General features: G+C 39.8%; 30 protein-coding genes and 1 pseudogene. 6 read left to right on the forward strand and 25 right to left on the reverse strand.

Annotated features, from left to right (window positions below; genetic code table 11):
- Positions 1 to 110: 110 nt before the first annotated feature.
- The 8 genes from GKR61_RS05575 to GKR61_RS05605 form a co-directional block, all read right to left on the reverse strand.
- On the reverse strand, positions 111 to 1,319 hold the full coding sequence (locus GKR61_RS05575) for a phage major capsid protein (protein ID WP_154639612.1): 1,209 nt from the start codon (positions 1,317 to 1,319) through the stop codon (positions 111 to 113).
- Positions 1,320 to 1,330: 11 nt separating this feature from the next.
- Positions 1,331 to 1,975: an HK97 family phage prohead protease gene (locus GKR61_RS05580; protein WP_154639660.1), complete on the reverse strand. Its 645-nt coding sequence runs from the start codon at positions 1,973 to 1,975 to the stop codon at positions 1,331 to 1,333.
- The gene (locus GKR61_RS05585) at positions 1,953 to 3,182 is read right to left on the reverse strand and encodes a phage portal protein (RefSeq protein WP_154639613.1); all 1,230 of its coding nucleotides are present in this window, start codon (positions 3,180 to 3,182) and stop codon (positions 1,953 to 1,955) included. Before GKR61_RS05585 ends, GKR61_RS05580 begins: the two co-directional genes overlap by 23 nt.
- Positions 3,183 to 3,184: 2 nt before the next feature.
- Positions 3,185 to 3,361, reverse strand: coding sequence for a hypothetical protein (locus GKR61_RS17575; RefSeq protein ID WP_187129271.1), 177 nt, complete (start codon positions 3,359 to 3,361; stop codon positions 3,185 to 3,187).
- Positions 3,362 to 3,370: 9 nt separating this feature from the next.
- Positions 3,371 to 5,101 (reverse strand): terminase large subunit, encoded by a 1,731-nt coding sequence (locus GKR61_RS05590; protein ID WP_154639614.1) that lies wholly within the window; start codon positions 5,099 to 5,101, stop codon positions 3,371 to 3,373.
- 3 nt (positions 5,102 to 5,104) lie between these two features.
- A complete protein-coding gene (locus GKR61_RS05595; RefSeq protein ID WP_154639615.1) occupies positions 5,105 to 5,578 on the reverse strand; it encodes a phage terminase small subunit P27 family in 474 nt (157 codons plus the stop codon).
- Between the two features lie 155 nt (positions 5,579 to 5,733).
- Positions 5,734 to 5,994 (reverse strand): hypothetical protein, encoded by a 261-nt coding sequence (locus GKR61_RS05600; RefSeq protein ID WP_154639616.1) that lies wholly within the window; start codon positions 5,992 to 5,994, stop codon positions 5,734 to 5,736.
- The gene (locus tag GKR61_RS05605; protein ID WP_154639617.1) at positions 5,991 to 6,341 is read right to left on the reverse strand and encodes an HNH endonuclease; all 351 of its coding nucleotides are present in this window, start codon (positions 6,339 to 6,341) and stop codon (positions 5,991 to 5,993) included. Before GKR61_RS05605 ends, GKR61_RS05600 begins: the two co-directional genes overlap by 4 nt.
- A 124-nt stretch (positions 6,342 to 6,465) precedes the next feature.
- On the opposite strand from GKR61_RS05605, the gene GKR61_RS05610 reads away from it, so the two are divergent.
- The gene (locus tag GKR61_RS05610) at positions 6,466 to 7,053 is read left to right on the forward strand and encodes a hypothetical protein (protein ID WP_154639618.1); all 588 of its coding nucleotides are present in this window, start codon (positions 6,466 to 6,468) and stop codon (positions 7,051 to 7,053) included.
- A gap of 170 nt (positions 7,054 to 7,223) precedes the next feature.
- On the opposite strand, the gene GKR61_RS05615 is transcribed toward GKR61_RS05610, so the two are convergent.
- The 15 genes and pseudogenes from GKR61_RS05615 to GKR61_RS05685 all read right to left on the reverse strand — a co-directional run bounded on the left by GKR61_RS05615 (position 7,224) and on the right by GKR61_RS05685 (position 18,079).
- Positions 7,224 to 7,601 carry a hypothetical protein gene (locus tag GKR61_RS05615; RefSeq protein WP_006658964.1) on the reverse strand — a complete coding sequence of 126 codons (378 nt, stop codon included), beginning with the start codon at positions 7,599 to 7,601 and terminating at the stop codon, positions 7,224 to 7,226.
- A 58-nt stretch (positions 7,602 to 7,659) separates the two neighbouring features.
- Positions 7,660 to 8,229 carry a lysozyme gene (locus GKR61_RS05620; RefSeq protein WP_154639619.1) on the reverse strand — a complete coding sequence of 190 codons (570 nt, stop codon included), beginning with the start codon at positions 8,227 to 8,229 and terminating at the stop codon, positions 7,660 to 7,662.
- A gap of 67 nt (positions 8,230 to 8,296) precedes the next feature.
- Positions 8,297 to 10,555, reverse strand: a complete 2,259-nt coding sequence (gene iteS / locus GKR61_RS05625; protein ID WP_154639620.1) for a S8 family anti-phage peptidase IteS — start codon at positions 10,553 to 10,555, stop codon at positions 8,297 to 8,299.
- Complete coding sequence (gene iteA, locus GKR61_RS05630) at positions 10,530 to 11,684, reverse strand: anti-phage ATPase IteA (RefSeq protein ID WP_336426607.1); 1,155 nt, start codon at positions 11,682 to 11,684, stop codon at positions 10,530 to 10,532. Before iteA ends, iteS begins: the two co-directional genes overlap by 26 nt.
- A 172-nt stretch (positions 11,685 to 11,856) precedes the next feature.
- The gene (locus GKR61_RS05635) at positions 11,857 to 12,060 is read right to left on the reverse strand and encodes a phage holin family protein (RefSeq protein ID WP_154639621.1); all 204 of its coding nucleotides are present in this window, start codon (positions 12,058 to 12,060) and stop codon (positions 11,857 to 11,859) included.
- A gap of 70 nt (positions 12,061 to 12,130) precedes the next feature.
- Positions 12,131 to 12,622: an HNH endonuclease gene (locus GKR61_RS05640; protein WP_154639622.1), complete on the reverse strand. Its 492-nt coding sequence runs from the start codon at positions 12,620 to 12,622 to the stop codon at positions 12,131 to 12,133.
- Between the two features lie 186 nt (positions 12,623 to 12,808).
- Complete coding sequence (locus GKR61_RS05645) at positions 12,809 to 13,993, reverse strand: hypothetical protein (protein ID WP_154639623.1); 1,185 nt, start codon at positions 13,991 to 13,993, stop codon at positions 12,809 to 12,811.
- Positions 13,994 to 14,094: 101 nt separating this feature from the next.
- Complete coding sequence (locus GKR61_RS05650; RefSeq protein ID WP_172459964.1) at positions 14,095 to 14,532, reverse strand: antiterminator Q family protein; 438 nt, start codon at positions 14,530 to 14,532, stop codon at positions 14,095 to 14,097.
- A 32-nt stretch (positions 14,533 to 14,564) separates the two neighbouring features.
- A pseudogene (locus GKR61_RS05655) lies at positions 14,565 to 14,921 on the reverse strand (DUF968 domain-containing protein); the annotation flags it as partial.
- Positions 14,922 to 15,105: 184 nt separating this feature from the next.
- The gene (locus GKR61_RS05660) at positions 15,106 to 15,489 is read right to left on the reverse strand and encodes a RusA family crossover junction endodeoxyribonuclease (RefSeq protein WP_336426609.1); all 384 of its coding nucleotides are present in this window, start codon (positions 15,487 to 15,489) and stop codon (positions 15,106 to 15,108) included.
- 2 nt (positions 15,490 to 15,491) lie between these two features.
- Positions 15,492 to 15,818 carry a hypothetical protein gene (locus tag GKR61_RS17925; RefSeq protein ID WP_154636874.1) on the reverse strand — a complete coding sequence of 109 codons (327 nt, stop codon included), beginning with the start codon at positions 15,816 to 15,818 and terminating at the stop codon, positions 15,492 to 15,494.
- Positions 15,815 to 16,864 carry a helix-turn-helix domain-containing protein gene (locus tag GKR61_RS05670; protein ID WP_154639626.1) on the reverse strand — a complete coding sequence of 350 codons (1,050 nt, stop codon included), beginning with the start codon at positions 16,862 to 16,864 and terminating at the stop codon, positions 15,815 to 15,817. The genes GKR61_RS17925 and GKR61_RS05670 overlap by 4 nt, the downstream gene beginning before the upstream one ends.
- Before the next feature lie 9 nt (positions 16,865 to 16,873).
- The gene (locus tag GKR61_RS05675; RefSeq protein ID WP_112860221.1) at positions 16,874 to 17,053 is read right to left on the reverse strand and encodes a DUF4222 domain-containing protein; all 180 of its coding nucleotides are present in this window, start codon (positions 17,051 to 17,053) and stop codon (positions 16,874 to 16,876) included.
- Between the two features lie 284 nt (positions 17,054 to 17,337).
- Positions 17,338 to 17,796, reverse strand: a complete 459-nt coding sequence (locus GKR61_RS05680) for a YmfL family putative regulatory protein (RefSeq protein WP_154639627.1) — start codon at positions 17,794 to 17,796, stop codon at positions 17,338 to 17,340.
- Positions 17,797 to 17,833: 37 nt separating this feature from the next.
- Complete coding sequence (locus GKR61_RS05685) at positions 17,834 to 18,079, reverse strand: transcriptional regulator (RefSeq protein ID WP_154639628.1); 246 nt, start codon at positions 18,077 to 18,079, stop codon at positions 17,834 to 17,836.
- A 105-nt stretch (positions 18,080 to 18,184) separates the two neighbouring features.
- Between GKR61_RS05685 and GKR61_RS05690 the strand changes: the two genes are divergently transcribed.
- A complete protein-coding gene (locus tag GKR61_RS05690; protein ID WP_230083125.1) occupies positions 18,185 to 18,874 on the forward strand; it encodes a LexA family transcriptional regulator in 690 nt (229 codons plus the stop codon).
- Positions 18,875 to 18,987: 113 nt separating this feature from the next.
- Positions 18,988 to 19,218, forward strand: coding sequence for a hypothetical protein (locus tag GKR61_RS05695; protein ID WP_154639630.1), 231 nt, complete (start codon positions 18,988 to 18,990; stop codon positions 19,216 to 19,218).
- 475 nt (positions 19,219 to 19,693) lie between these two features.
- Here the strand turns inward: GKR61_RS05695 and GKR61_RS18010 are convergent, their stop codons facing one another.
- A complete protein-coding gene (locus GKR61_RS18010) occupies positions 19,694 to 20,137 on the reverse strand; it encodes an ECs1072 family phage-associated protein (RefSeq protein WP_154639631.1) in 444 nt (147 codons plus the stop codon).
- Between the two features lie 258 nt (positions 20,138 to 20,395).
- Here GKR61_RS18010 and GKR61_RS05705 point away from each other — a divergent pair, with 258 nt between their 5' ends.
- Both GKR61_RS05705 and GKR61_RS05710 read left to right on the forward strand, forming a co-directional pair.
- Positions 20,396 to 20,638 carry an excisionase gene (locus tag GKR61_RS05705; protein WP_154609795.1) on the forward strand — a complete coding sequence of 81 codons (243 nt, stop codon included), beginning with the start codon at positions 20,396 to 20,398 and terminating at the stop codon, positions 20,636 to 20,638.
- Entirely contained in the window at positions 20,619 to 21,746 is a 1,128-nt protein-coding gene (locus tag GKR61_RS05710; RefSeq protein ID WP_154639632.1) for a site-specific integrase, read from the forward strand. The genes GKR61_RS05705 and GKR61_RS05710 overlap by 20 nt, the downstream gene beginning before the upstream one ends.
- A gap of 121 nt (positions 21,747 to 21,867) precedes the next feature.
- Here GKR61_RS05710 and icd read toward each other — a convergent pair whose 3' ends face one another.
- The gene (gene icd / locus GKR61_RS05715) at positions 21,868 to 23,121 is read right to left on the reverse strand and encodes an NADP-dependent isocitrate dehydrogenase (protein ID WP_108477970.1); all 1,254 of its coding nucleotides are present in this window, start codon (positions 23,119 to 23,121) and stop codon (positions 21,868 to 21,870) included.
- A gap of 545 nt (positions 23,122 to 23,666) precedes the next feature.
- Between icd and GKR61_RS05720 the strand changes: the two genes are divergently transcribed.
- Positions 23,667 to 24,320 carry a hypothetical protein gene (locus tag GKR61_RS05720; RefSeq protein ID WP_154639633.1) on the forward strand — a complete coding sequence of 218 codons (654 nt, stop codon included), beginning with the start codon at positions 23,667 to 23,669 and terminating at the stop codon, positions 24,318 to 24,320.
- The last annotated feature ends 118 nt before the right edge of the window (positions 24,321 to 24,438 follow it).

Genomic DNA, 24,438 nt, shown 5'->3' on the forward strand with positions numbered 1-24,438 from the left:
CAAAGGCTCATTCCTAAATAACGGTTCGATGTTTAAAAATGGTGCGTATGTGGTACGCAAAAGAGAGGCACAAAAAGGCGGCAATTAAGCCGCCATGGATAATATTATGATTATTTCGCTGCAGCTGCTTTCAATACTTTCACTGCATTACTATCAACCATCATCGAACCAACACGCTTGGTCGTGTAGAAATGTACAAACGGCTTGTTGGTGTATGGGTCACGCAGCATACGGACACCCATGCGATCCAGAATGGTGTAGCAACGCTTGAAGTTACCAAATGCAATTGGCGTTGATTCAGCAACAACATCCGAAAATTGCTCATTTTCAGCAATGCCGTAACCCAGCAATGCGGAAGGCTGCCCCAATTGCAAGCCCGGTTGCCACAAATAATTTCCTTGCGCATCTTTCAACGTACGAACTTGGAACAGGGTATTGTTGTTCATCATGAACTTGGCACCTGAGCGATAGATCTTGCGCATGGTATAAATCAGCTTCATGATTTCATCAGCAGTGACTTCCGTTGGCTTTTTCAATAACAGATGCTGTAATTTTCCCCAATCACGATCTTTGTCTGCTTGCTCATCACTGCCATATGCCAATAAACCTTTTGGCTTTTTGATACCGTCCCCATTGGTGAAAGCAGCTTCTTCTTGCTCGGCGAATTCAATGGTCAAATCACCCGTGATAAACTGCTCAACATCAAAGAAAGCATCATCAAGCATCGTTTGTGTTGCCGCTGGATTACCGTAAATCTCGCCCCACACAGGCTCAATGGACGCCAGTTTTGGGGTTTTGGTTTCAGGTCGCTTATCCACCTCACCCACCCAGCCACTATTCGTGCCACCCTGATTCACCAAACGTTTAAAGTTAGGTGAACCAACAGTCACGACATTACACTCTTGACGCATAACCACTTCATCGCGAAGCATGCTGATAATATTGCGATCGAGCTCTTCAGGTACGGCAAAACCACCATCGGGGTCTGAGCCAACTTGCATCGCTTTACGTTCCAAATCAGCAAGCCCTTCTTCTTTACCTTTGCGTACAAACTGCTCAAATGCCGTTTTATGCTCAGCAACATCCTTATTTACCGTGCCACCATTTGGTCGCTTAACTGCAGCTAACTCTGCTTCTAAGTTAGTTTTTAACTCATCTAATTCAGTTAATTTTTCGTTCAGCGTATCAACTTGACCTGATAACTTACTTTTTTCCGATTCAATTGCTTCGATGCGCTTATCATTCTTTTGGGTGAATTCTTCAAATTTACCTTTCAGTTCCTGCGCAACTTCACTAACGTCTTTATGATCTACAGCCATAATATGTACCTTTATTTAAAAATGGATTTCAATGTGTCGATAGCTTCTTGCTCAGCATCACGCAGAGAAAGCGCATCGTAGCCTTTAGCCATAAAGGCCTTGGCTTGTGTTCGCGAAAGCCCAACATCGCGCAGGACTCGCTCAATACTTTTTTGTGTGGGTAATTCGCCTCGAGCAAATGCCGATTTCACATCACTGACTCGGGCTTCATCGTTTGAGGGAAATGTCACTAAACTGACCTCCCACAAATCGATTTCTTTCAATAGAAAGGCATCTTTATTGCGGTCATACTCCCAATCTTTGAGGATGTACCCAATAGAAAGACCGGATAATGATCCGGCCTTCATGTGAGCATGCGCGCGCTTGGATAAGGGGTCGTCATCAATGAGTAATCGCCCTTTGACATAGAGCCCTGTGCTGTCTTCCCGCATTTCGGTATAAATACCAATCGGCTCAGACATGTTGTGCTGCCAAAGCATTGCAGGAAGAGACCCTTTTTCTTGCCACTGATTCAGTGAGTTAAGAAAAGCACCCGGCATCACAATATCGGAGTAGCTGTCTTTCACGCCAAAAACCGAGCCATAGCCCTCAAACTCTCCCGAGTCGCTGACTGACTTAATTTTCAGTGGTACATCAAGTCGTTGTTTGGTCATCATCGACATGCGTTTTTCCCTCCTGTTTTGAGGATTCTGGCTTTGTGGTCATGTTTAGTGGCGTGAGATAGATATCACCACCTTCACGCGGATTAAGTTCTTCCAGTTCACGGCATTCATTCGGTGAATAGATCCCCCAGTTGATACCCGTTGCATAGGCATCAAATCGAGATTTCATATCCCCACGAAGCAGTGCGCCTGTATTAAATTTGGCATAGAAAATACCGTGTTTGCTTGGTTTGACTAAACCAATATTGATACGCTGCTCAATACGAATAAGGTAGGGAACCAAGGAGTAATTGATAAACCCGATCCCAAGGTTTTCAATGTTATTAAATGTGGCCCTATCGGTGTTCTGCACTAAATGAAGTGGCACGCGGAAAATACGGCAAATTTCCTCGAGCTGGAATTTTCGCGTTTCAAGAAACTGAGCATCTTCTGCGGATAAACTGATTTGCTGCCACTTCAGCCCCATTTCTAAAATCATAGGTTTATGGGCATTCGTTAGCCCTTGATGATTCGCTTCAAAATCATTTTTTAACCGGTTAAAAGCAGGGTCTGAAAGTTCCTGATCTGTTTGGAGTACGCCACTAGTCACTGCACCGTTACCAAATAGACGGGCGCCATGCTCTTCGGTTGCCAAACCGAGACCAATAGCTTGCTTGGAATAAGCAATAGGGCTTAACCCCGTTAACCCATCCAATGTAAAAATACGAACATGCCAAATTTCAGCCTGTGATAATGTTTTGCTCTCACCGTTGGGAAACGTCACCTGATACTCAGGTTCCCACTGGCTGTTTAGCTTGGGCACCACCGATCCGGGATCAAGTGGTAATAATTCCATCACCTCACCCAATGCATAGACTTTGTAGGCGTAAAAATTCCCTCTCAAGCATAAGCAGGCAATCAATAACTCCCAAAACTCTTGCGGAGTCATATAGTTATTAGGTTTTACTGACAGTAATTTATTCAATCGTTCGCGGGTAGCTCGTCGATTCCCCCGCTCTAATTGCTCATATAAAGAACAAGGTAGCATTCCGACTGATTCAGCTAGAACGCGAACGCAACCGAATACAGCTGTTAGCTGCATGGCGAGTTGTGAGCTGACCTTTCGTCCTGAATAGGTATTATAAGAAAGACCGATAAGCTCACTCAGTTCATGAGATGTCATCCCCTCACTGGATTTACGAAATAGACCAGGAAAAAACATAGTTACCCCTTACCATTTTTCGGCTGATCCATCGACTTAGAAACTAAGTAGGACCATAAAAGGCATAACAACCCAGCAGTGATATAGCCAATAGGGGGATAAACCAACCAAGCACCAAACGACAGTAAACAGGCGCCCGCAATCCCAACCAATAAGGCTGTAATCGTTAAAAATTTCATTGAATCTCCTTAGAGAGAACGCAACCCGCGAGTCGCTAATACATCGGATAAATTTTGTTGTGGCTCACCACCACCAACCAATTGACGGCTTTTTGCCGTAAACATGGCAACTGGACCATCGATTTTGTTTTCAGGTGTGGATTTGTTAGGGAAGATATTTTCGTTTCTATCCGGTTTTACGGTGACGTTGGACAACATCCAAGCCATCATTGGGTTGTGATCGTGGTGGAACTTACCTGCATACACATCAGCCTGAACACTTTTCATGGCTTCAGACATATTCTTAACTGTTTGAGCAACCTCAACTAACGGAACGCCTTCCTCCGCTAGCCGGCGAGAGAACTGAACTGCACTCCATGGGTCAAACCCTAATTCACGGACATCATCACCCTCACACCACTTCAGGATATCGTCTTTGATAATGTCATGATCAATCACTTCGCCGTCAGTAAATTCAAGGTGACCTGCATCTTCCCATTTCCGGTAAAGCTCAGCGATGTGTTTCGGTGCAGTATCAATGCGATCCTCGGGTATCCAGAATTTGCACTTAATGTGCGTTTTTCCCTGCCCGTCCTCATACATCTTAATTGCTGCAGCAACGTCAATTTTGCTAGCCAAGTCAACACCAACCCAAACAGGATAATTCTTCAACTCATCATCAGGTGCGTTAGCTGGAGCGGCGTCCCATTTACTCATGTCCATCCAGACAGATTCAGCATTAACCCACTTATTAAGGTGCTTAGTGAGAAAGTTAGGACGAGCAGCAATTTGCTCTTTCGCCTTCTTGGCCAGACGTCGCATATCATCAAAACGCTTACAGACACCAAGCCCAGGATTAGCTTTTATCCAAACGGATTCATCAAAATCATCGTCGCCCTCATCGAGGGTATAAATAATGGCAAAGAAAGTGTCATCATCAACAACACCCGTTAGAACTTTAATTGCGTAATCCCGTAGCTCGTAACAGATCCCCTCTTTATTAAAACCCGATGTTGTGATGGCAAATAAAAGCGACTGCAATCGTGCACCCGTTGCCGTTTCAAGAACATCCCACACATCGCGAGTCTTATGAGCATGGAGCTCGTCAACTATCCCGCAATGAATGTTCAAGCCATCGAGGTTATTCGCATCACTGGAAAGTGGTTCAAATTTAGACGCCGTTCGCTCTTGGTAAATGGCTAACTTGTTGTAATCAAATAAGCGACCTAGCGTTGCTTTCGCTTTTTTGACCATATTTTTTGCATCTTCAAACACAATGCGTGCCTGATCGCGAGTTGTTGCGGCTGAATAAACCTCGGCACCACCCTCACCATCAGCACCTGTCATGTATAAACCGATACCACTAGAGAGCGTTGATTTTGCATTCTTACGAGCCACTTCATTAAATGCGGTTCGAAAACGACGAACAAGGATGGCATCACCATCATCATCAAGAACTTGTTCACCGGTTAATTCATCAATTAACGGGATCACGAACCCGAAAATATTAATCAAGATAAAGACATGCCACGGCATTAAATCAATCGGCTTTCCAGCAAATGCCCCTTTGACATGTGGGATAAAATTGTAAAAGTCGAGTATGTGCTGTGCGCGATCTTCAATGAAATAGATGTCACGCTCAGGACCATGCTCTATATCATTTAAAAAACGCTGGCACGCTAAGCGCACCAATTCGCACGCAACAATTTCTCCAGCCACGACCTGCTCGGCGTACTGAATTCCATCTGCTACGGTTGCCATTCATCATTTGCGCTTTTTCAGAAATACGTCTAGTGGATCTTCCTGCTCAGGGCCTTTGATACTGACTTTTGTTCTTGCTGAAGGTGTCATGCCAAATTCACTGAGCATAGCTCGGATTCGCTTCCAAACATCGGCTTTCATTGCAGCCGCTGGATGTGCTTTTTTGATAATGTCGCCAGTCATTGACGTTGTGTTGTAGGTATAACCTTCAGTATCGAGCACTTCGCAGTGATGCCGGTACTCAACGTATGCCTCAACTAATAATTCCAGAGCTTTTGCATCGAGTGTGCTCATGACACCCAGTGCATCTAACTCTTCGCCCATTTTCTTGAACCAATACTTACCCCACTTATCAAAATACTTCGGTGTTTGGGGTACCCCTGACGGCGGTTTTGGTTCTTGTTTATTAATGGGGCGTTTTGATGGGTTCCCCCTCACCAATTGCAGATGTGACGGGGTTTTAGGTGGTCCAGCCATGATAGAAACCTCCTATTAATTAACGCTGGGGATCCCCATAAAAAAGTTTTCTAACCTGCGGCGATATAACAAAAGGTAAGGCGGCGGTACTTTAGGCGAAAGTTTTTAGAGATTTTCCCCCCCCTACCATGCCGTTATAGCTTCCTGTGGTTGCTTTATTTTTTAACAATAAATTCAATAATCTGCCTATTTTCACCAATAACAGCTGCAACTTTTCCATTATTGACCAATGAGTTAATAACACCGACCATGCCTATTGAATAGTTATTATCGTCATCAATACCTACTGCAGCAGCTGTATTTACCCCTAGCTCTTTTTTGCACTGAACATAGTTTGTTGCTAGTGAAGATATGGCTTTTCTATCTTCGCTTAACAATGAGTTTAATATTTCAACAGCGGCTGTTGTTGATATCATTTAATCCTCTCCCTTGCGGTCTTACGTTTATGACAAGGCCAGCACAGAGCTTGCAGGTTGCTATCATCATCGGTACCACCATGCGCCTTGGGTTTGATGTGGTCCACTGTCTTGGCTTCCGTTGGTCTACCTGACTTCAAACACTCTTGGCATAGATGCTTATCACGATTAAGAATACGAGCACGTATCTTGTCCCACTTAGAGCCATAACCGCGCTCATGGCGACTCTTGCCTTGCTGGTGGCTTTCCCATCCTGTATTCATGTGCTCTTGACAGTAGCCACTACGGTCAGTGGTTGTCTTGTTGCATCCATGTTTTCGACAAGCGCGAGGTATACGTGGGGGCATAGATATCTCCATAAATGAAAAAGCCATCAGTGATCAGTTGATGGCTATATGTGACTGAATAATGTAGCATCCTGTTTATTATTCTAACTTATCTCACCCCATAGAATTGCAAGGAGTAAAAATAGTGTATTTATATACTGGCGAAGTGGAAATGACTGACACCTTTGAAAATAGTAATTACTTTAAAATCACAGAGGAAATATATAATAAAAAAACACCTAAAATAAAAATTTCAACTTTAGCAAACTCAGTAGCTCGTAATCTATCGAATCATTTAGGACTTATATTATTTAGTAGTAGCTCTTCAGAATACGAAAATTACCAGAACAAATCAGTTTATGGTTTCTGGGTTCACCCCAAAACAAAAAGTGTCGATATTCCACACACTGTGTTTTATGGGGCTATGTTCTTATATCAAAAAGGTGATTTGCTAGATAACAACAAAGATTCATATAACAACAATACTGACCCTATCATTTTAAAGATAAAGTTTTATCGTGTTTTAGATAACACCGTTAAAGAGCTTAGTGCTGAAGTATTTTCTTTTTCCATTAAAAAACAAAATATTATTATATTTCATGATTCATCTGAAGAATATTTCCCGTCAAAAAAACAGTATGAATTACCTAAGGTACTCGATGAGCAGTGGTACCATGACAGGTCAACGGATATATCTAAATGGATACTAAATACGATTCAAGAGTCAAGATAGCTACTACTCTTTGTTATTTATTATTTCTGTTCGTCTCGATGTCTCGAATGGCTTCAAGTTGCTCATTCGCCTTATCTATCGTTCCTAGCAATAATCTGTTCCACAATACAGACGCTTTGAATGATAGGGTTTTACCATCACTGCCAGGCGGAAATGGCGGTACCACTGAATTAGTTAACGTCGATGGAATTGGAACGCATTGCGCGCTCTCGTAACTCGTTTGTGTACTCGAACAAGCCATCAGTAACAAGCTGAGGCACAAGAGAATCACAAGAAGACTCTGCTTTGAGTATCGTTTTATATTCAATGATTTTCTCCTGTGCTTTCGCATCAGCTTGAATGCCGTTCCGGTATGCTGTTGTTGCTATCTGATTGAAGCGATTGAATTGAAATGACTGACGGGCAATGACTGCACTTTGTTTGATGTTATCTTGCTTTAACTTGTCGTTGTCACTCTTAACTGCAGTGTTGTTATCATAAAGCGTTAATGCCAACCAACTAACAGCAACCAACATTAAAAAAAGCCAAAACGAGTTATCTATCTTCATAAGTTAACCTGCTTGGCTTTATTGTAATTGACCGCACTTTGACAGCGTTTTTCTAAACTTACATTGTCAGTGCCACCGCAGGTGTTGTCTCTGAGTACGTATACGCCAGCTGCCAAGAAGATGGGGATCCCGATAATGAAAGTGGATATGCATAGGCGAACCTTCCAAGACATACAGCATTCTCTATCTCTCTGCGCATTATTAAGCCTTTCCACTCTTTACCCCCTGCGTATGTCCATCGTTTAAGTTCATTGCAAGCACCAGCGATATCACCAGCGTTTAGCTTCTTCAGCATCGTAGAACGTGCAAAAGCACCCGTGCCTACGTTGTAAGCAAAGGAATAAATAGCGGCTCGTGTGTTATCGTCGAGATCGACTTTGATTAGCGGGTCTACACCCTTTCTGACTTTATTGAGGTCTCTTTCAAGCAAAGCTAAACATTCTGATTCGGAATAGGTTTTAGTGGGGATTATGTCAGCGCCTGTATGTCCATAACATACTGTTAATACACCAGCTACATCTTTATAGGGTTTGTATTCGACACCCTCGAAGAAAGAAAGCATTGCAACAGTAAAAGCTATTACCCCACCAGTAGCCGCTTTTTTTACTTTATTTGATACTTTTAACATAACTTATCGCCCAAAAAATAAGGCCTCACATTATGAGGCCTTATTTTTTATTACAATTAATAAAAATTTAGTTGGTATTAATAGGTACGCGATTAACTATTGTATGATTCAACCAGTTTTTAGATGATAAAGCTCTTACGCCATCTGTATATACCCTACGGTCATTATCTAATGACCGTAGGGTAACAATAATAGTTACATTAAGAGGTTCTATAAGAGGTGCCTCAAAAGCTCGCAAAGTTGCCTTTGCTTGAACTCCCCAGTTATCCCCCTCCACTCCCTTTTTAAATACTGCCCGATGAATTTTGACTGGAGACCATTTACCACCGCTCTCTATCTGAGCTTTTTCATACCCAGACTGAGATTTTTCATTTTCCATCGGAACCTTACCCGTCATAGAGTTGTTATTTATCACTCCAAAACTGAGCTCGACATTAGCGCGGACATACTCACTTCCAGCGTTTGGATCAACTGGAGGTGAGTATACAGCTGTTATAATAATTTCACCTTTAAACTTACCATTTACTAAAAGACAATCAGGTATTGGATAGTTTTCTTTTCTCCATCTCATTCCAGGAACTAAATTAGCTTGGAAAACTAAAGTAAAACTACTATCTGTATCAAATAAAGTTTCCAACACACCTTCAGGCATCCCTGAACCATAATAACGCCTATCAATTACAGAATAATCTGGAGATGTTAACTGTGCTGAATGAATAATTAATGCCTTGACTAATGAAGGCGAAGCATTCAACTCATCTGATTCATCAATCGCTTTCCAAGTATGCGCAGCTAGACTAGATACTATCGGAGCTGCAAAACTAGTACCAAAACTATGAACGATTGTATTATTTGGTGAAATTACTTTTAAGCTTCCAATCCCTGCATTCCATGGGTAGTGAACACCACCGCCAGCATGAACCACATCAGGCTTAGGAGTGTACACAGGGCCAGGACCTCTTCTTGAATACGCTGCAGGCTCACCAGCAATAACTTGTGTAGCTGGTGCATTCACATGATTAACCGAACCAACTGTTAAAGCTCTAATTGACTCAGCAGGGGAAGATATTATGTCATTATAGTTGCTTGGATCAGAAACAGGCCAAAAACGGCGAGGTAACTCTACATAATTACCAGCAGCGATCACAAATAGTACTCCATACTGATCGCTTAATTTATCCAATGCTATTGCAAACTCACTAAATTCTTGTGTTCTGCAACTCTCACCACCTAATGAAATATTCCATATTTTCACATCAGATTTTTTTCCCACGGCTTCCGAGATTCTCAGTATCAAATCTGAAACATATGAGCCATCCTCCTCTAATCCACAAACATCATAAACTAGACTTCTAGTTGAAGGAATTGATACGTGTTCATCATTAATCAGCCTAGCACCTGCAACTAAAGATGCCACCATCGTTCCATGCTCAAACCTAGTGTCAGGAGGTAACACATATGGATCTCTATCAATAATCCATGGTGAAAGTAGGCTAGCATTACCGCTTACTCCTGTATCAAAGACTGCTACAATAGGTAGGTCTATCTCTGGCTCTTCAAATCTAATTTCTGTATCTACCCGTTCTCTATCTCCACTTACAGGATAACAATGATATTTAGGTTCAGGAGTAATATATTTTATACCAGGATAACTAATCAATGACTCAAGGACTTCAGAATCAATACCTTCAATATTATTGACTTTGATTATAGAGACTCCTTGATATTGAGGAATTTCAGAATAGCTAACCCCGCCATCACGTAGCATTGAAATAACATTTCTATAATTTAATTGAGTTGCTTCAGCCCCTAAATATTGAAAAATTCTTATAATAAAACTTTCGCTACTTATTATAGAGTCTTTACCCGTAGGCACTTTTCTTTCATTAGACCAAGGTAGAATACTTTCTATAGCGCTTAAATTTGCATTTATTTCTTGTATATCTCTATCGAGAATAACTGATTCGAGTGCGTCAAAACTCCCTATATGAGCAGCGACTAGCATTTCATCAATATTTGCATGTCCAGCTGGTTGCAGTCCAGCTTCAGAAGCTACTTTCGTTGGGCGATGGCTTTTTGCTATAGCTGTCTCCCTTAATTTAAAAATTAGTGTCCCTAAGGCATTAGGAAATTCATCAAGCTGTGGCAACAAAACTTCCTTCGAAAGATTCAGTTCACTAATTAATGAATTCCGGTACTGATATGTGATAGGTGTAAATAATTTTCTTCCTCCTCCCCCCCCTTCTATAGCTCCCAAATCTCCTCTTGAAAATGGAATATTTATAAAAGGATTATTTAAATTAGCCCTTTGATTTTCTCTGTTCATCTATACCATCCTGCTTTAAAATATTAGTAATAGCCCTAGTAGAAATACTATATAAAGATGATAGATTTCTTAAAGAAAATCTTTTTTTATCCATACTCCTCAAATAAAAGATTTCATCTTCATTAGTGCTAAGGCTTTCACCTAAGGTTAAAGCTTTTGCTAAATATAATCGACGATATAGTTTACTTTCATTAATGAATTGTGATCTATCTATGATAGCATCTCTTTTTGCATCAATACTTACTTGTTCAATTGTTGCCCCAGACATATTATCAGAATTATATGCTAAATCATGGAAATTAAATTCTTTTGAAACCATCACACCTAGAAACTTTTTCCATAGCTCTTCCCGTAACTTAATATCAGGCAATGGCATATTTACTCGAAATTGAAAACGTCTCCAAATTGCAGGATCTAATAACTTATCATGGTTTGTTGCAGCAATTAAGATCGTATCATTTGGTAAAGAGTCAATGTTTTGAAGCAAAGAAATAACTACTCTTTGTAACTCACCAATATCCCTTTCATTTCCTCTTGCACCAGCTAAAGCATCAAACTCATCCAAAAAAAGTACCGATGGGAATTGTTGGGCATATTCAAACACTTGCCTCAGATTTTTACTTGTTTGGCCTAATAAACTACTAATTAAGGTATCGCACCGTACTGTTAGAAGTGTTGCTTTCAATTTCGCAGCAACCCATCTTGCCATTTGTGTTTTCCCTGTTCCTGGTTCACCATACACAAGCAATCTATTAGGTTGAGCAGCCTCCACCTTCAAGAACTCATCATAATGCTGAATATTAAGCAAAAATTCGTTAACTCGATTTTCAATTGCACTAGGAAGATATAAATCAGTCATTTCAAGTATTGGGTGGCTAATATCAACAGTATGCAGCCTGCTATCTCCATCAATTGGAGGTGCACTTATACTTATGCCCCTATCGGCCTTTTGCGCTTCAATTAATGCTTTTGGAGCCTTCAACAGGCGCTCCCTGATCATTGTCGCTTGTTTTTTTTCTCCTTTACTCTCAAGCTTATCTGCTAGTAACCCTGCATAATCTTTTGCCATGCTAGCATTGGCCTTTAAAGCCCCATCAATAATCTTCAATACCTCAGATAAAAAATCCACAGCACCCCCAAAAAAATTTGCACGATTAATAACAATAAACCGTATCAAATATACAACAAATCGTTTCAGATTTCAGTTACTTTGTATCAAAAAAATCAACCTTTGTTTCAAAATAAGCAATTTAGTCACTTTTTGCTTCTAAATCACATACCTAAGCTGGAGGAAATACTTGTTACAAATTACTATCCTTTACATTGCTCTTTTCTTTGAATTTGTATTCTTTTCGCCTGTAGTACCAATTCACTAAAAATGTAGCGACTGTACAGATGATCCCAATGAGCACTGCCCACTGGTCTAACGATAACGCCCCAGCAGCAGTGGTGATAACTCCAAGAGCATAAGAAAAGGGGCTAGAGTATTTTTCGTGCATACGCATACCGAATCCCCCAAATTGGGGTGAGGAGACCTATTACAGAATAGGTGTAGGTTTGAATTAAGACTTTGTATTAGTCGTGTCTGGCAAACTCTTTATGGCACTCATTTCGAGATTTAATAATCTCAATTTTTGCAATATTTAAGTCGGTGAAATACCCTACCACCTTATTTTTTCCATCGGCTCTAAATTGAGCCCTCCATTTCCTTTTCTGCCGATCCCAGTAAACGCCCTTCACACCTGATGTATTGTTTTTAGAAATTCGACAGTTTCTTGTGTTTTCTAGCTGAGTTACGATACGTAGGTTTGAAATTCGGTTATCTGATGTGTTGGCATTAATGTGGTCAATGGCACCATTTGGAAATTCGTTATATGAGTACGCCCAAGCTAGTCGATGTGATTTATAGCTCTTACCTTTTATAAATATCCGTCCATAGCCAAAAGAATCGCTAGTTCCAGCCACCACCCCCTTCTTGACCCTACTAGATACATCAACCTTCCATGTAAATACTCCAGTATCAGGGTCGTAAGAAAGTAATCGCTTTAATTCCTCGATAGTGATCATTCATTTTCCTATGTTGAATTTTAAGTGATAGAAATTCCACCCCCTGCGGAGTGTTCCAATGTTTAGTTAATAGGTAGCCACCAGCAATGTCATTGCAGTAATTAAACATGTTGGGTTTGATTTGCTGAGGCTATATACGAAAAAAGCCACGCAATGCGCAGCTTCTTATAATCAGTTTAGATAAATTTATTTTGCTTTTAAAGCGCCGATAAGTTTAGCTAATTGCTCTAATCCATCGAGGGTTGCTGGTATATTTTTATCATCTGGAACAATATTTGAAAATATTAAGCTTTCAAATTTAGATAATGAATCATGATTGTTATTTCTCTGCGAAAATTCTACATACCCATGAATGAACTTACAAAGTGCAGTTCTTAGATTTATTTGATTAAGTTCAGTTTTAATTGAATTATAATTTATCAATGCAACTCTAAAATAATAAATAAAAATCAAAGTCGCTGTACCTGTTAGGATATACTCATAAATACTGTAGTCAATACCTAAGAAAATAGTAAGAATTCTAATGCCTAATGGAGAAAGAACACCAATAATTGATAAAATAAGCACAAATAGAGCTTTTCTTTTCTCTTTGTTTTTTATATCACTCAAGTCTCCATATGCTCCACTTAACCCTTTCATTGTTAAGTTATCATTTGTTCTATTGACTTTCTTATCCAAATCCTCAATTATTTTTACTTTTTCAAATATCTTTGATTCTAATTCAATGCTAGCTTCTGATAGTTTATCTCTAAAAGATTTAAAATATTCATTATCGATATGTTGTAACTTTGAATACTTAATAGAAATTTCTTCGCTCTTATTAATTGCGAGATCTATTTTATTTTCTATTGATGTTAGTTTTCCAATTTTATTTTTTACATCGATAAAATCTGATTGAATCAATTTCGATGTGTATTCATTTTTAACATATAGATAAAAAAACTTAAACCCATGCTTTTGTATATTTTTAAAAATGACATTCATTCCATGATAATCATCTATTGCATGCGTCATTCTCTCCATTAAATAAGTATCAACCATTCTATATGTGTACTCAATTAAAAATCTCACCAAAACTATATATGCCCACATTAAATATTCAGCATCACCTTCATTATCCCCACGATGCAACTGGTCATACACATTAGAAACTTTACATATATTTTCTATTGCAATTTTACTTTCATCTATGCAATTTACTACATCATTTATGTACTTATAAAGATCTCTTAATAGCTCACTAGAATTATTAGTTTTATTGAAGGAATCCGTCATTAATAGAGAAGCTAACTTAACAAATTTCTCTTCATTTGTTCTCTCTAATGATTTACTTATATTGTCAAAATTTTCAGCTAGAAAATTAGAATTCATATCACTCTTCTCTGTAATGAAATACAAAGCGATGATAAACAAAAACCTCACTTTAAGCGAGGTTTCATTCTATAAGTTAGGTGACAACGTATTCACTCTTATCACACTAGCATTGATTTTGCGTAGCGCACTAATACTTTTTCACTATCCACTGTGTTTTGTTTCCCCATAACTTCACTATCCATTTCTAAAACTACACCAATCATGGCTAAACACCCATCAACAAACCCTTCCGCTACTTGCATCATTTGGCGAACTCGACCCTCGCTAACCTTTAATTTTTTTGCAATGCCACGCTTTGATACACCATACAAATAATGCATAACTATCAGTTCTAGTTCTTCATCTTTTCTAACCGCTTTTAATTTAGCAATGACACTATCAATAATAATTCCATCATTATCAGTACATGAAAGCCTAGGTGCTTCTTTATTTGAGATTAGCCCCTTAAATCCAGCTGCAATATGCGAATAATCTACACCAGGGTTATTACTTGCCCAGCCTGCCCACTTTTCTAAAACTAACTGAATATCTCTCATGCAATAATCTCCACTGCGTTCCGCACAACGCATTAACCGAATACACCCAAACCGATTGACCGGTCGAGAAATTTAAATAACAAAACTAACTGGCTACCATTTTCTTGTTCCCACCCTTTCGGATCCTTGTGTAGCTCGCTGTGGTGAACTCGACATAATGGGATAGTGAACAAGTCATGAGCCTTTGTGCCTATGCCACCCTGTCCGTAGCCGATAATATGATGGGCATCGTCAGCTGTGGCGCCACAAACGCAGCAAGGCTGTGATTTAACCCATTTCAGATAATCGTTACTAGTCCAGCGCTGTAGCTTCGGAAACTTCATAAAGCTTGCTGGTGGCTCGGCGTCTACCGTTAAGTTCATTACTGGCGTTAATGCTTCAATCTCAGTCAACTTGTCGCTGAGGTATTGCTGAGAAAGAGAGATAAGCCCTGATGGTTTATGCTTTAATTCCGCGGGCAAAGTCATCAGCAACATTCTTCCGCTGAATGTATTCATGTGCATACTTGGCTTAAAAATCACAGCGCCAATTTCCGGTACCAGTATTGGCGTTAGTATCCATTGATAACTCATGCTATTCCCCCATATACGCAACCACACTTGCGCTTTCATGCAAACTGATTGTTATTTCAAAACGACCGCCTTTGACAACTTCACACCACTCCATTTCCACTCTCTTCACTTGGTCATCGTCTTTCCAAATATTGGCATGTGTTAATGCGTCAAACGGTGCTTTTAAATAGTTATCAATGTCTCGCTTGTGATTTGTTGGCGGATACATTTTGACCTTTACAGAAACGGGTCCAGTTATCGCTATCGGTTTACGCTTCAATTGCTCATATATAGCAACAATCGCACTCCCCCGAAATTTACGTCCCTTTTCACTGATTAGTGTTCTGCCATTCACATTACGCCAGCATACATTTACGCTCGGTGGAAATGGCAATACGAGTGATATGCTCATCCTCTGACTCCAGCCAGTAGTGCATCAAATTTCCGAACTAAAGCGAATAAAGCAGATTCAGCAGCAATCCCGTTTGCACTCGCAGAGGAATCATGAGAACGAAATTTCCCCTCTTTTAGCATTTGCTCACAATTAGCAGATACACGATAAAGCCCGTCCTGATCTTGATAAATCAATCCATAGTTCAATAAAGATTTGATGATAGCTGTCGCTCCAGCCCGTTTTTTCATGTTGAATTCATTGAAAAGATCATCGCGGCAAAAAGCCCTACCATTGAAATGTGTTGTGTACTCAATATACCGACGCTTTTGTGCTGAAATCATGCCATCACCTCTTTCGCTGCTTGCTCTGCTGCCTGTTGCCAAATACCCGCCCATGCCTTGCGTCCAACAAAATCACTCATTCGACGCACACCTGATTTACCTGCTAACTCTGCCGCAATTTCTTCGATGCGATTTCGAGGCTTAGAATGTGATCCGATGATGCGAGTGAATGCCTCATCACGCTGAACTTGGTCAATTGAAACCTTTTGCTCACCCGCTAAACGGAGGGTTAAATCATCCCACTGGGTACGTAGCGTTCTTGGGCACTGAACGTTTTTCTTCCAGAACTCATCATGGCTAACACGTTTGTAGAATTGGCAAATCTCTTTGTGGGTGCGACCGTCTTGGCTAACCATCAGGCGAACATCGTTAGCCCACTCTGTGAAATTAGGCTCTTTCGGTTCTTGCAGCCCAAGCTCTTTGAAAACTTCACACTTGCGGCTAAACAGCCATTCAGCACACTTGAGGTCATCCGCAGCTCCCCATTTCTGGAAGTTAGGACTGTAAATCACCGCCTCTGGGTAACGATTTAAAAAATCAATTTTAGGCTTGTCGCTGGATTCGCTAGAATTCTGCGACGAAGAGTTAGTTACTGATGGATCTTGTTTTGAAGTTACTAACGGATCGCCCCCAGATTCTGACGGGTCAAAATGATTATTTTTGCTCGATTCTGGCGAGACGAATTTTGATGCAACAGATTTTGACGCGTCAGGATTTGACGTATCAGATTCTGCTTGTTGAGGTAATGCGGCTCTCGCTGCTGAAGCTAATTTATTAACATTAAGCTGATAAATATTGCTCGCATTACGGTTACCTTTACGGCGCTTTTCTCTTGATAACCAACCATCTTTTTCTAAATCTTTGATAGCGGTACGTACTGTGCTTTCACCCGCACCGATTTGACGAGCAATTGTCGGTACCGATGGCCAGCACACGCCCTCATCGTTTGAGAAGTCAGCGAGACGAGCCATGATAGCAACCGAGGTTATCTTCAAACCTGCTGGCGCACAGCCATCCCAAACATAACTTGATAGTTTTACGCTCATAGTTGCTACCTACTCGACTCTTCTGAATTCATCTTTAAATTTGTATAACGGAGCAAAGCATTCATGCTCATAGCCTTCTCGCATGTAAATGACCCACATTTTTTCCCGGTCATAACGAACAACACGAACAGGAATGCCGCGCTTGTCGAGATAAATGCGATTGAGATTATTTGGATCTTCATCAGTCATGTGCCTCGCCTTTGCTATTGAAGTAAAAGTTAGCCCAGTCACTTCTCAACTCAGCGATATCTACCAATTTCTCATTTCTCTGGTAGTTGCCCGACTCATCTGCTGACGTTATGATTTCTACATATTGAAGCGAACCTTGTTTCGAGACTGGTAAGCATCTAAATTGCTTTATTGGTTGAATTTGGCATACACTGTTCATGCTAGTAGTTGCTCCACAAAAGTTGTTATTAGCACCGACGCTCGGGACCGCATATCCTGAGCGTCAACCTTCCTAAAGTTGGTCATTACGCTTTAACCCCATAAACAACAGGTAGTGAATCAATAAAGTGCTTTGCATAAGCAAAAACCTTTTGAGATTTTTTGTTTATCGCGGTGATTTCATCGCCAGTTAAAATGCCATCAGCTATGCTTTCTTGAATTAAAACGGCAAGCGCGCCCTGCATTGCGCCAAGCTTCATTCGAATATCAAACAGCTCAACCTGATCGAGTTTTTCAGCTTCAATGGGTTCCATCGCTGTCATGCCATGGCGATCTAGGTGATACTCCACCAGCAACTTAGTTCCCGACAATTCTTCTATTGCCTCTAATTCGTCATGCTCAAAGAATCGGCAACCATTCTTTTCATACAGCTTATTGTTGAAAGTGGTTTCAGATACCCCCAAAGCCCCCGCCATCGCTGAACGTCCACCGGGGAATGCTTTGCACATTTCTTTCACGACTTCTTTTAGTGTTTGTTTGCACATATCTACAATTCCGTTGTTTTGTTTGTAGTTAACTCAGTTAATTGGTTTTGGTACTGTTTGGTAAACCATCAAGCTCATTTGGGTAAAGATCAGGTCTAAGTTGGTGCGGAGAAATTTCCCACCCTCCCATTTTGCAGAGTTGAATTACACGCTCCGCAGGAACTTTGTTGTTTTTAATCCAATTAAAAACTGATTGAGGGGAATTAAAACCGAATAAACGTGAGACGGAAGACGGGACACCAGCGGCTCTAATTGCTCTCTCTGTAATATTTTCTTTATTCATTTTTCTTCTCCGATTAAGAATAGAATAAATACTACTTTAAGTAGAGGCTACAAGCAACTTAAAATAGAAATGACAATACTTAGAGTGCGAGATAGACTTCTACTTATGGTAGAAAAAACAAAATACAGTGATTTCGCTAAGAGACTTACTGAGCGCATGAGAGATGCTGGTGTTGATGTTAAACAGCTATCTGAGAATGTCGGTGTTTCCTATGAAATGGCTCGACGCTATACGCTTGGAACTGCAAAGCCTAGAGATGACAAAATGGAACAAGTAGCAAATACGGTACATTCCACACCTGTTTATCTCGATTATGGCGTTGATATATATGGAAGCTTTGGCGAAGAACAAGAAAGTGACACGGTAACAGTGAGGCAAATCGAAGCATTTGCGTCTGCTGGGAGTGGTTACATCAATAACCCATTTCCTGAGATAATCCGCTCTATCGAAATTCCCAAAGAAAGGGTTTATGAACTTTTCGGTAGAAATAGTCTTGATGATGTCGTAATTATAAATGCTGATGGTGATAGCATGTCACCAACACTGAACCCAAAAGATTTGCTCTTTATAGATACCAGAATTGAGCAATTTACAGGTGATGGTATTTATGTTTTTAACTTTGAAGGGTCTACATTTATAAAGAGATTACAAAGAGTTAAAGGCAGAAAGTTAGCTGTTATGTCTGATAATGAATTTTACCCACCCTTCTATATTGAAGACCATGAAATGCATGAATTATATTTTCATGGAAAATTAATTCGAAGCTTACCTATGTCGTTAAAACAATTCGCATAATTCAATAAGCCAGCAATAGCTGGTTTTATTTTGCTGTCATTTTCTACTTTTAGTTGTTGACATAATCTACTTTTAGTTGCATTCTTATTTCACACAAGGAATGGGAAAAACTCATGCAACTCAATTCAAATGAACCAATCGTAACCTTTAGCGTGCCAATGTCGCAGGAAGATGCGCAGGCATGGATCCTTCAAAAGGCCGCTGAATTTAAAACGCTAGATTCGCTTAAGGCTAAACAGGCTCTGTACGAGCAAGAAAAAGAAGATCTGCAGCGCAAGATTGAAAAGCTCGATGATGAGATTTTCGAGCAAACCGAACGCTGTAAAGTCACTATTAGTGCTTAGTTGATTTAATTTTGTGGGGTAATTGGTATGAGTAAATTAACTAGGAAAAACAAAAAGATAATTGAGCTTGTTGTTAATGGCGCTCCTGTTTCTTTTTATGACGTGAATAATGGCAATACGATTGGCGCATTATCATTTTTGAATAAAGCTATTGAAGTTTTAGCTGGTGACAATGCGGATCTTCTTGGTGAAGCAATTATTTCTCAATTTACCATTGACACAAAAAATATTAGTAAGCCAGAAACTAGAGCCATTGCAAGCGGTGAAGTTGCCTTAAATTCAACTATGGAAAATGAAGGGCAGCAAGCACTGCCCTATGGTGATGAGCCTTTTATCTATACCGCTAATTTATCCTCTGGAGAAATAGTTGATTGGCTAACTACAAGCCTAAATAAGGCCGAAGGCAAACTATATGCAATTAGGGCAATATCAAGGGGTATAGATGGCCTAATGACTCAGCTTGGAAGTCTTGATGTTAATCTTGAGAAAGAATCATTTGTCCATCACCCAGATTCCAATTTAAAGCGAGACCTAAGTCAATGTCATCACCTGTCTCAGTTAGCTTTATTTTTTCTAAGCCAGTCTGGGCTGACAAAGGGAGATTTTCCAGCCGAAGGTCTTTCAGTAGAGCAAAAACAATGCATTCTAACGAAATGTCAGAAAGCTCATGAATAGAAGCAACTTTATCAATAAGCAATTTGTGTTTTAATGCTTCAACACCCTTAATTGAAGCAAAAGCAGTTGCATATTTAGCCCTATGTTCATGAATTATTATTTCTAGTAATAAAATTAGATAACTATGAGCTTTAGCTAAATGAGTTTTGTTATTTTCTTGAAGAACCCCATACGTATATTTTGTTCCATATGCAGGGTAGACAGCTTCTTGTATTTTATTAAAAAGATTAGTGTATTTTGACATTTTAAATTCTCTTGGTTGTGTAGGGCTTCCAAGAATACCACAGCCGCCTGATGTGGCTAAGTTAGTTCAGGCTCTCATTATCATCTCTATTGGTGTTTTATTTTTGGCGGTGCCATGCCGCCTCTTTTTTCTAAATATAAATAAGACCATTGGCATCAGTCCATACGGGTAAATATGTGCTTAATTACTGTCAGTGGTCTTATTTATATTGTGGCTAAAATATACTTAATCTGTATGCGGCAGAATGTGGAGGTAATTATGCAAATGCTAACTTTGGAGGAATGGGCGAGCGAACGTTATAGAAGTCGCCCTCCTCGACTGGGGACATTACAACGCTATGCTAGGAGTGGCTTGTTCTATCCACCAGCACAAAAAGAAGGTGGTATTTGGCGCGTGAGGGAAGATGCCGACTTAGTCGGTAATTTGACATCACCGGTTATCAATAAGAGTGATAACCCAAAATTACAAAGGATTTTAAACGATGGCTGCCCGTCCACGTAAAAATAACGTCAACATCCCTAATCTCTATCCACTATTTAGCAGAAAAGCTAACAAGGTTTATTGGCGTTATCGCCACCCTATAACTGGCAAATATCATGCACTCGGTGACAATGAGGCTGAAGCCCGTGAAATTGCTATTGAAGCTAATAACCGATTAGCGGAACAACGCAGCCGTCAAGTCATGGCGATCAGCGATAGAGTAGCAAGAATTAAAGGTAAAGAGATCACCGTAAACACTTGGCTAGATCGCTACTGGGTAATACAAGAAGAGCGCCTTGCTGACGGTGATATAAAACAAAACACATATAAGCAAAAAAGAAAACCTGTGGACCTAATGCGCCACTCTCTCGCAATGAAGCCTTTGCCAGCAGTTGATGCGAGAGATATCGCATCAATACTCGATGAATATAAATCTAATGGCCAACATCGCATGGCACAAGTTATTCGATCCGTATTAATCGATGTGTTTAAAGAGGCACAACATGCTGGTGAAGTTCCACCAGGATATAACCCTGCACTCGCCACTAAGCAGCCAAAACGACGGATCACCCGCCAGCGCTTAAACTTGGAAGAATGGCAAAAAATATTTGATATTGCTGATAAACAGCATAAGTATTTAGGCAATGCGATGCTATTAGCAGTAATTACCGGACAACGACTTGGCGATATTTCAGCAATGAAGTTTAGTGATATTTGGGATGACCATTTACATATCACACAAGAAAAGACTGGGAGTAAATTAGCTATTCCATTAGCGCTAAAATCTGATGCATTGAATATGTCATTGAGAGAAGTTATTTCAAGATGTCGTGACCGCGTTGTCAGTCAGTATCTTATCCATTATTTCCATACAACTTCTCAAGCAAATCGCGGTGAGCAAGTCACAGCAAATACAATAACAACAAATTTTAAAAAAGCGCGAAATAAAACTGATATTGATTGGGGTGAAGGAACGCCAGCTTCATTTCATGAACAACGTTCTTTGTCTGAAAGGCTCTATCGCGAGCAAGGGATAAACACTAAAAATTTGCTGGGTCATAAATCGCAAAGAATGACCGATAAATATAATGATGACCGGGGTAAGAATTGGGTGAAAGTAGTTATTTAACGATCACTATTTTGATTGGTTTTGATAATTCGTTTTGATAACTTTTTGATAACCGTTTCAAATGTTACAATAAAAAACGGGAACTATTAAGTTCCCGTTATTAATCACACTACGTAATAAATTACATGTGTTTAATGATTGCGTCGCCAAATTCGCTACATTTCAGTAATTTAGCGCCTTCTAATTGACGTTCGAAATCGTAAGTTACGGTCTTAGCCGCGATTGCGCCTTCCATACCTTTAACGATTAAGTCTGCCGCTTCAACCCAACCCATATGGCGCAGCATCATCTCTGCGGACAGAATGATAGAACCTGGGTTTACTTTATCTTGGCCTGCATATTTCGGTGCCGTACCGTGAGTCGCTTCGAACAGCGCGCATTCAGAACCAATATTTGCGCCCGGTGCAATACCGATACCACCAACTTGTGCCGCTAATGCGTCAGAAATATAGTCACCGTTCAGGTTCATACACGCGATAACATCATACTCTGCTGGACGCAGCAGGATTTGTTGTAAGAATGCATCCGCGATAACGTCTTTAACGATGATATCTTTGCCAGTTTTTGGATTCTTGATTTTAACCCATGGACCGCCATCGATTAATTCACCACCGAATTCTTCTTGTGCTAATTGGTAACCCCAATCTTTAAATGCACCTTCAGTGAATTTCATAATGTTGCCTTTATGAACTAAAGTCACTGAATCACGGTTATTATCGATAGCATATTCAATCGCTGCACGAACTAAACGTTTTGTACCTTCTTCAGAACATGGCTTGATACCAATACCGCAATCTTGTGGGAAACGAATTTTCGTTACGCCCATTTCGTTTTGCAGGAATTTGATCACTTTATCTGCTTCTGCACTGCCCGCTTTCCACTCAATACCTGCATAGATATCTTCTGAGTTTTCACGGAAGATCACCATATCAGTGAGTTCAGGTTGTTTAACTGGGCTTGGTGTGCCTTTGTAGTAACGAACTGGACGTAGGCAGATGTATAAATCAAGCTGTTGACGAAGTGCAACGTTGAGGGAACGAATGCCGCCGCCAACTGGTGTGGTTAATGGGCCTTTAATAGAAACGCGGTAATCGCGGATTAAATCGAGAGTTTCTTGAGGTAACCAAACATCTTTACCATATAACTGAGTGGATTTTTCGCCAGTATAAATTTCCATCCAAGAAATTTTACGCTCACCGTTATAGGCTTTTTTAACTGCTGCATCGACAACTTTTAACATTGCTGGAGTGACATCAACCCCAATACCGTCACCTTCAATGAAAGGGATAATTGGGTTGTTCGGAACGTGTAATTTGCCTTTTGCATCAATGGTAATTTTAGCGCCTTCTGCCGGAACTACTACTTTGCTATCCATTAACCTCTCCTTCACTTGCGTATTTTGCTTGTTAATTTTTTGTAAGAGACCTGTCAATACTACTGCAATCTGCGTCGAACGCCAATGATTACTAAGCTAAGCTTGTATACAGATCGCATTTAACGCATTATCTCCGTGTCCAAACACTCAATAAAATCAAAACAAATTCAATATAATCATGATATTAAAAAAAATGTTAACACTCTAAAAAGTTAAATACTAAGCTAAATCACAACCTAAATACTGAACGACCTTATTCCATAGCTTATCTAAAATACCTTATCCAAACATTCGTACTGCTCACAGAAATTAATATATTCTCATATTATCTTTATGATTTAATAGATTTAATTAAATTATTCGCACTTAATGGTTTTAATGCACGTAAACCGAAACCGCATTGATTTTAAACAATTTTAGATTATTGCTAATTTGATTGAATTCTATCTAGATAAATAATGAAACACCATAATAGATTAAGAAAGATAAACTTTTATTTATTAAAAATATAATTATTAATTCAAGATAATATGAAAGGTGAATATATGGAAAAGTTATCAGACTTAATCAATCTCAAACAAAAAGCATTTTCACAGCATCCTTTTTTTCACAATCCTATTAACCCATCGTTACCCATCAAGGAGTCACTGGCGTTCTTACCCAAAATAGCTTTCTTTATTTTGACGTTTGGAGACATTAATAAATACATTCTTCCCTTTGAAAATCCTCAAGATGATTTAGAAATTGCGGTGAATAATCATGCGTTAGAAGATTCGGATCATTGGTATTGGTATATCGATGATCTCCGCACATTGCGTATGAATGAGCCACAACTTTTTACGGATACCTTAGTATGGTTATGGTCGCCACAAATGGAAGCTAACCGTAAGCTCACCTATGAATTAATCAGTGCCATCGTCAATCAACCTGCCAAAATTCGCTTAGCTGTCATTGAAAGCATGGAAGCAACGGGTCGCGTATTCTTTACGTACATTAATCAAATCGCTAAATTATCTCCTGCGCCACTTAAATATTGCGGTGATCTTCATTTGGCTCACGAATCTGGTCATGCGATGGGCAGTGATGCAGAATTAATTGATACCATTAATTATACGGATGAAGAATACATTCTTTGTGTGCATTTGATAGAGAAAATATTTATCGCTTTCTCTCGTTTTATCGATGAAATAAATCAGTAAGCCATAAGTCAATATCCGATAAATTAGGGAGAGCTACCTGCTGATTGCTCGTATCCCTCCCTTAAATAACCCACCCAAACAGCCTTACTTTATCGCCAAAATATCGCTATTCTATTGC

Source organism: Providencia sp. wls1916, from assembly GCF_009706585.1.
Classification (GTDB): domain Bacteria; phylum Pseudomonadota; class Gammaproteobacteria; order Enterobacterales; family Enterobacteriaceae; genus Providencia; species Providencia lanzhouensis.